Annotated in this window: 9 protein-coding genes; 2 read left to right on the forward strand and 7 right to left on the reverse strand. The window is 30.3% G+C overall.

Annotated elements, in window-relative coordinates; translation table 11 throughout:
• Nucleotides 1-272: 272 nt before the first annotated feature.
• Nucleotides 273-1,196 (forward strand): CBS domain-containing protein, encoded by a 924-nt coding sequence (locus tag F7B34_RS01580; protein ID WP_292459805.1) that lies wholly within the window; start codon nt 273-275, stop codon nt 1,194-1,196.
• Between the two features lie 48 nt (nt 1,197-1,244).
• On the opposite strand, the gene hisE is transcribed toward F7B34_RS01580, so the two are convergent.
• The 7 genes from hisE to F7B34_RS01615 form a co-directional block, all read right to left on the reverse strand.
• Entirely contained in the window at nt 1,245-1,541 is a 297-nt protein-coding gene (gene hisE, locus F7B34_RS01585) for a phosphoribosyl-ATP diphosphatase (RefSeq protein WP_292459807.1), read from the reverse strand.
• Nucleotides 1,542-1,566: 25 nt separating this feature from the next.
• Entirely contained in the window at nt 1,567-1,986 is a 420-nt protein-coding gene (ribH, locus tag F7B34_RS01590) for a 6,7-dimethyl-8-ribityllumazine synthase (RefSeq protein WP_292459808.1), read from the reverse strand.
• Nucleotides 1,987-2,069: 83 nt separating this feature from the next.
• Complete coding sequence (locus F7B34_RS01595) at nt 2,070-2,537, reverse strand: gamma carbonic anhydrase family protein (RefSeq protein WP_292459809.1); 468 nt, start codon at nt 2,535-2,537, stop codon at nt 2,070-2,072.
• A 44-nt stretch (nt 2,538-2,581) separates the two neighbouring features.
• On the reverse strand, nt 2,582-2,851 hold the full coding sequence (locus F7B34_RS01600) for a hypothetical protein (protein WP_292459810.1): 270 nt from the start codon (nt 2,849-2,851) through the stop codon (nt 2,582-2,584).
• Between the two features lie 65 nt (nt 2,852-2,916).
• Nucleotides 2,917-4,143: a hydroxymethylglutaryl-CoA reductase (NADPH) gene (gene hmgA, locus F7B34_RS01605; protein WP_292459812.1), complete on the reverse strand. Its 1,227-nt coding sequence runs from the start codon at nt 4,141-4,143 to the stop codon at nt 2,917-2,919.
• A gap of 51 nt (nt 4,144-4,194) precedes the next feature.
• On the reverse strand, nt 4,195-5,673 hold the full coding sequence (tfrB, locus tag F7B34_RS01610; protein WP_292459814.1) for a fumarate reductase (CoM/CoB) subunit TfrB: 1,479 nt from the start codon (nt 5,671-5,673) through the stop codon (nt 4,195-4,197).
• Nucleotides 5,674-5,786: 113 nt separating this feature from the next.
• On the reverse strand, nt 5,787-6,782 hold the full coding sequence (locus tag F7B34_RS01615) for a calcium/sodium antiporter (RefSeq protein WP_292459817.1): 996 nt from the start codon (nt 6,780-6,782) through the stop codon (nt 5,787-5,789).
• A gap of 120 nt (nt 6,783-6,902) precedes the next feature.
• Between F7B34_RS01615 and F7B34_RS01620 the strand changes: the two genes are divergently transcribed.
• Nucleotides 6,903-7,712, forward strand: coding sequence for a 4Fe-4S binding protein (locus F7B34_RS01620; protein WP_292459816.1), 810 nt, complete (start codon nt 6,903-6,905; stop codon nt 7,710-7,712).
• Nucleotides 7,713-7,877 lie beyond the last annotated feature (165 nt).

The following is a 7,877-nucleotide window of genomic DNA, read 5'->3' on the forward strand; positions in this document are numbered from 1 at the left end:
GAATAACGATAAAAGAGAAAGGATATTTAATTCTAAATCTTAAAATGAAGTTTTTTAATAAAGTTAAGTATTTTAACATTATAATCTTATTTAATGGATAATGGGACTTTAATAACTTTTAAAAAATAAATAATGAATGTTATTTTAAATATCTATAATTATCTATATTTCTATTAATTGGAAACCCTCTAAAAACATACAAGAACATTTTTATATTATTATACATCATAATTTATAATTATATATTATAATCATTTATAACGGGTGTTTTTATGGATTTAACTGTTGTTCAAAAAGAGATACTTCAAGAATTAATAGATATATATAAAGAAAAGAATAGACCTGTTAAAGGAACAGAAATAGCAATTAGATTAAATAGAAACCCAGGGACTATTAGAAATCAAATGCAGGCTTTAAGGGCATTGAATTTAGTAGATGGGGTGCCAGGACCAAAAGGGGGATATGTTCCAACAAGTCAAGCATATAGAGCCATAGGATTAATATATGGAGAAGAAGAAATAATAGTGCCCATATATAAGGAAGACGAAAGAATTGATGGAGTTTATGTAGAAAAAATAGTTTTTGACACAGTAGCACATGAAAAATCCTGTTCTTCCATGATATATATTAAAGGAGATACTAAAATATTTAATGAGGGGGATATTGTAAAGATAGGTCCTACTTACCACAATAAAATAATAATTTTTGGTAAGGTGGCTGGAAGGGACGATATAGATCACATATTGTTGATAGATGTTATGGGTGTTGCAAGTATTCCAAATGTTAGTGTTAAAAGTATAGCAGTCAAAGAAAATTTGATATGGTTAAAACCAGAAGTAATTATAAAGAACGCTGCTAAAATATTTTATGAAAACAATATAAATGGGGTTCCAGTTATAAGTGAAGGTAAACTGGTGGGTATTTTAACGCTTCATGACCTTGCATATGCTCTTTCAAATGATATGGAAAACGACTGCATAGAAAAAATCATGGTTAAAAATCCTCTGACTACATCCCCTGATAAAAAAGTATATGATGCTCTTATTTTGATGGAAAAAAAAGGAGTTGGTAGGTTGATAGTCGTAGATAAAAACAAGGTTGTGGGTATTATTACAAGAACTGATATATTAAGGCTTATAGAGGGGGTAATGTTTCCAAAAATATTGAAAGAATTAATAGATAAAAAAGAGTTGTAATAAGTTTTTTTATTTTATATTTTATTTTTATTATTATATTTTTATTTTTTATTTTTTTCTTCGTCTCTCAAATTCATTCATTATATCATCATAATCGATACCAGAATATGCCAACAATACCAATGTATGAAATATTAAATCTGCACTTTCAAATATAACCTCATCCTTTACTCCATCCTTTGCTGCAATGATAGTTTCTGCTGCTTCTTCTCCTATTTTCTCACAGATTTTGTTTAACGCTGTTTTTTCATCATCTGCTGTTAAATATGCCACATAAGAACCCTTAGGTCTATTCCTTATACGCTGTTTTATTATATCAAATTCCTCTCTTAACACATCTTTCATGAGAACCACTTATTTTATATATATTTTATTCTAATTCATTTAATCTTTTTACCATTTTTACAGCAGCTTCTACTGCTCTTTTACCATATTCTATTCTCTCCTCTGCCTGTAATCTTGTCATTCCAGGTCCTGAAATTCCCAAAGCAACAGGTTTATTGTAATCCAACGATAAATCTGCTATTTTCCTTGCGGCATTTTGAACAACTATTTCATCATGCTCTGTATCACCTTCAATTACACATCCAATAGTTACTACTGCATCAATATCATCCTTTTCCAAGAGTCTTTTAATTGCAATGGGCATGTCAAATGCTCCTGGAACTATTATTTTATATTTCACCTCAGCATTTAGGAATTTTGCATGTTCTTCTGCAACCTTTTCCATCATATATGTTATATCTCTGTTAAATTCTGCAATTACAAATCCTAATTTTATTGAATCCATATTTTCACTCTCTTTATTTAATTTTTCTATTATTAAATATATCTTTAAAAATTTATCATTATCATTCTTTTATTTTTTTTATCTTATAAACTTTTTGATAGTTCAATATATCTCAATGCGTTATCTCTTATGGATTTTATCTCTTCATCCTTTAACATTCTAACAACCTTTGCAGGAGCACCTATGACTAAACTGTTTGGTGGTATTATTTTGTTCTGGGTGATTAGTGAGTGAGCTCCGACAATACAGTTATCGCCTATTTTTGCACCATTTAGAATTGTTGAATTCATCCCAATAAGAACATTATTTCCAATAGTGCATCCATGAATAACTGCTCCATGACCGATTGAAACATATTCTCCAATTATTGTAGGATATCCTTCTGAACAATGAATTACACAGTTATCTTGGATATTTGAGCCTCTCCTAACAACAATTTTGTCAACATCCCCTCTTAAAACTGCACCATACCATATATTTACATCTTCTTCAAACTCCACATTCCCAACTATCGTGGCATTTTTTGCTATTTTTAAATTTTTGGTTTTCATAATATCACATTATGTATTGTTAGTATAACTAATATATTTATTTATTATTTAATATCTATAATTCGTCCCCATTTCTTTTCATACTCATCCATGAATATTAGGGTTTTTTCAACTTCTATTGCACATATATTTTCAAAGTTTATTATTGCAAATTTTTTTTCATTTTCATTAAATATCATCAATCCATACCCTTTACCTGTTTCAAGGTATTTCATATATTTATCTTTAAGTTTCACCACTGCATCAAAATCGAATTCACCCTCTAATACACTACCTGGGTAATGAATCCTTACATGCAACACTGGTTTTTTCACAACATCACCATAATATACTTAATCAAAAAATATTTAAGAATTTACCGTCTTTATATTATTTAGCATTACCTTCCGAGCTCTGAATGTGCCTTTGCTAAATGACCTGCTGCCAGAGCTCCCATAAGTGATAACTCTCCTGCCAAAACTGCTCCACCAACTATTTCGGCAAATTTAAGTGCCTTACCTCCACCACTACAACCAATCATTTCTAAGCATTCTTTCTGAGTTTCTACTCTTGTTCCACCCCCAACAGTCCCAACAGGAACATCTGGAAGTGTAACAGAGAAATAAAGACCGCCCTCAACACATTCTGCAACCGTTATACCTAAGCTTCCCTCAACAATATGTGCCTCATCCTGACCTGTTGCAAGAAACAGAGCTCCGATTATATTTGCATAATGGGCATTAAATCCCATTGAGTTGCTTATGGCAGAACCTATAAAGTTTTTATACATATTCACCTGTTCTATTGCCTTTGAAGTTGTTTTTAAATATTTTTTTATTTCCTCCTCTTTTAAAAAGACCTCTGCTATTATTGTTTTTCCCCTACCTTCTACTAAGTTTATTCCAGCAGGTTTTTTATCTGTGCAGACATTTCCGCTTAATGCTACGGTATGAACTTTAATACTTCCGTTTTCTTCCTTTTTCAGCTCATTTTCAATGAAATTGCACGCCTTTTCGGTGGCTATGGTTACCATGTTCATACCCATGGCATCTCCTGTTTTATAGGTAAATCTTGGATATACATACCGTCCAACAATTATTATCGGATGAATGGATATTAATTTTCCATGTCTTGTGGTGGTTTCGGCAACCTCTTTTATTTTTTGGAAGTTGTTTTCAATCCACTCCTTTAATTTAATAGCATCGGTTATAGATTTGGTTTTGATTACCGGAGCTCTTGTCATTTTATCATCAACAACTCTAACTGTGCATCCACCGCATTTGGTGATAACTCCACAACCTCTATTTACCGAGGCAACCAATGCCCCTTCTGTTGTTGCCAGTGGTATATAATATTCCCCATTTGCATATTTTCCATTTATCTTTAAAGGTCCTGCAAAACCCAAAGGAATCTGCACCGCACCAATCATATTTTCTATGTTCTTTTTCATAGCCTCTTTTTCATTTATGGAATAGTTGTTTATATGCTTAAAATCTGTCTTTGTTAAGGATTCTATATATTTTCTTCTTATTTCAACAGATTTTTTTGAATCAAATATGCTGTCAAGTTGATATGGTTTTATCTCCTTATTTTTTAGTTTTTCTACAATTTCCAATATGTCATCCATTGTATCACTCAATTATTATCTAAATAATTTTATTCTATTTTTATTTTATTTTTATATTACCTTATCAAGTAATGAAACGATGTTCATAACCCCAATATCTTTTAAATTCCCTTTTTCCTTTTTAAATTTGTTCAAACTATCTTTTATATGATATTCACAGAAAGGACATACTGTAATTACATAATCTGCATCAGTATCATAAATCATTTTAGCCTTTCTTTTACCTATCGCAGAAGAAACTTCTGGTTTTCCACTTCTAACACCGCCGCCGGCACCACAGCACTGGTCAGGTGTTTCCATCTCTATAAATTTTAATTTAGGTATATTTTTTAAAATATTTCGTGGTTCTACATATATCTTCTGCCCTCTTCTCAAATGGCATGGGTCGTGGTAGGTTATTTTTATATCCAATGGTTTGTATTCAATAAGTCCAACAGTATTCAAAACCTCGGTAATATCCATAACCTTAAATTCTTTCTCCCTATAATCGTTTTTCAATGTGCTTCCGCATCCTGCACATATGGTAACTACTGCATCCACATCTAAATTATTAAAAATATCTAAATTTTTCTTTTTTAACTTATCTGCAATATCTCTTTGACCAGTTCTTAAAAATGGGGAACCACAGCAAACCTGATTTTTTGGAATGATTACAGAGACCCCATGGGCATTTAGCACCCTTATAGCACTTTTCCCCACATCTTGGAGCCTATAATCAACTAAACATCCGGTGAAGAATGCAACTCTCATTTTTTCATTTTCTACAATATATTCATCTTTTATATTTTCGTCTTCTAATAATGGTGTTTTTTCCTTCACCACTGACCTATTGCTTTTTAAAACATTTTCTCGAACTTTTAAATGATTTTTTAGATAATATCCACTTTTAAAAGACAATGCCCTTAACCTCTCTATGGCTTTATGAACTATATCTATTTCATTTGGACACACTTCAACGCATTTCCCACATGTTGTGCAGTTGTATATATTTTCAAAATAGGCTTCCTTTTCCCTATCTCCGTTATCCCTCGGGTCAAAGGCAAATCTTGCAATCTGTCTCATCAAAGTTGGACCAGAAAAATTTGAAAACTTCCTTGCAGGACATATAGAGAGACAGCTTAAACAATCTATACATCTTCTTATATCTTTTAAATCATGCATATCCTTTGGATATATTGTAAGCTCATCATTATTATCTCCTTCATCATATTGTAGATAGTTTCGTATATTGGATATTTTTTTGTAGTATGAAGACCTATCAACTATTAAATCTTTAATTATATTAAAACCTTTTAATGGCTCTATTTTCATACCATCTTTAACCTTTGTTTTACAGGCAAGTCTTGGTTCATCATTTATAGTCATGGCACAGCTTCCACACTGCCCTGCTCTACAAGACGCCCTGTATTGTATATTTTTGTTGTAGGTTTTATTTATGTAATTTAAAGCATCTAAAACAGTTATATTTTCAGGAACATCATATTCTTCAAAAATCCCATTTCTATTCACTCTTATTTTTACAGTTTTCATGGTTTCACTTATTTAATTTATTTTTTAATTTATTTTTTATTCTTTTAATTTATTTCATTTTTTATTTTTACATTTTATTTTACTAATTTTATCTTTAATTTTTCTACTTTTTATTAAAATATATTGGATATTTTTAAAATAAATACTATATAAATTAAAATAAGGAATATGCCTTCTATTCTACCAATTTTTGAGTATTCCTTTAAATCTACAATGTTATTAGTCTTATAATTATTATTAATATTATAGCTCTTTATTCTATCAATTATTAAATTTTTACTCATATATGCTACCATAAGAATAACAAGAAATAAATTTATATCCATTTCAAATTTAACTGGTGGAATATGTGTAATCATGCATGAGAATGCCAAAGCACAGCCGATATTTGCCATATTACTGCCTATCACATTTCCAAGCACTATATCCCCAAGCTTTCTCCTAACTGCGGTGATTGATACTACGAGCTCAGGCAAGGATGTTCCAAATGCAACAAGGGTAAATCCTATTACTTTATCCGATACTCCAAGAAATGATGCTATATTCTTTGCTCCGTCAACAAACAATTCACTTCCAATAATTATTGATAACAATCCCACAATAGTAAATATTACTGCCGTAGTTGTGGATATTTTTTTAATCTCCTCCTCTTCAACAGTAGTAGGAATCTTTCCATTTCTAATAGTATAAACGATATATATTAAAAGCAGTATAAATAAAATCAATCCATTAATAAATCCAAAGCCATTATACCCCAATATAAATAATAATATTGTATATATCAAATAAATATATCCATTTTTTAAAATTGAATCATGTTTTATAACTATTGGACTTATTAAAGCACTTATTCCAAGTATTAATCCAATATTTGCAATGCAACTTCCAAGGGAATTTCCCACTGCAATACCTGGTAAATTTGCATACGCTGCATAAACACTTGTAATTATTTCAGGAAGGGATGTTCCAAATGCTACTACGGTGGCACCTATAACAAAATTAGAAATATTTAAATATTTTGCTATCCTCGAACTTCCAAGCACAAACCAATCGCTTCCGTAATTCAATAATACCAATCCTATTAAAAGAACAAATACACTTAATAAAATTCCCACAGTCTCACCAAATAAAATAATTACTTCACTTAAATACTATAAAAATTATAAAAAATTATTATAATTGTTTAAATTATATCTTATAACTATAATATATTAATTTAGATGGTAAAAATGTTTTGTGACCAAAACTATAAATTTGGAGTTCTTCCAAAAAAGGATGGATTTATGATAAGAATTTCCTTAAAGCCTGGATATATTACATCCAAACAATTAAATGTTATAGGGTATATTGCAAGGCATTATGGCGAAGATAAAGTCCATATAACAAGCAGACAAGGTGTAGAATTAAAAATAAAGCATGAATATCTTGAAAATGCAGAAAAACTGCTGAATGATGTAGGACTTAAATTAGGTTCCACTGGGAAGCGTATAAGACAGATTAAATCATGCATTGGAAGAGAATGTCAAAATGCCATTGGAGACTCTCTAAGTTTGGCAGAGATATTGCACAATGAATTTGAAGGAATATGGGTTCCAAAAAAATTAAAAATAAATATAAGTGCTTGCCCAAATGACTGTGCATGGGCTAAATTCTGCGATGTGGGAATTATCTTTCGATATACTATGAATATAAACAGTATGGAATGTTCAGGTTGTGGAAGATGTGAAGAATTTTGTGAGGTAGGTGCCATAGATTGGAAAAATCAAATAATATCTAAAAAATGTATTGGAACTGGAGAATGTCTTAAACTTTGTGGAGCTCTATATGTTAAAGATAAAGTAATATCAATATATGTTGGTGGAAAAGGGGGAAAATTTCCAAAAATGGGAAAACATATTTCAGATGTTAAAACAGAAGATGAAGTTGTAAATATAGTTGATTTAATAATTGAAAAATATGCAAAATATGGAAAAAAAAGAGTATATGATTTAATTAAGAATTACAACATCAATACTATTGAAGATATTGAAAATATTTAAATTATATATAAAAATTTAACTTATTCCGCAAGAAGTCCCCTTTCGTTATAAATCCTCTTTATTTCACTTACGAAGTAAGCGAGCAAAAAACCGAAGGTTTTCTAATTTAGTATTGAAAATAGTGATGAAAACTTAAAAGTTAGTTTTAGGTCTCCACTTCGCTAC

Source organism: Methanothermococcus sp. (assembly GCF_015523155.1).
Classification (GTDB): Archaea; AGJL01; Methanococci; order Methanococcales; family Methanococcaceae; genus Methanofervidicoccus.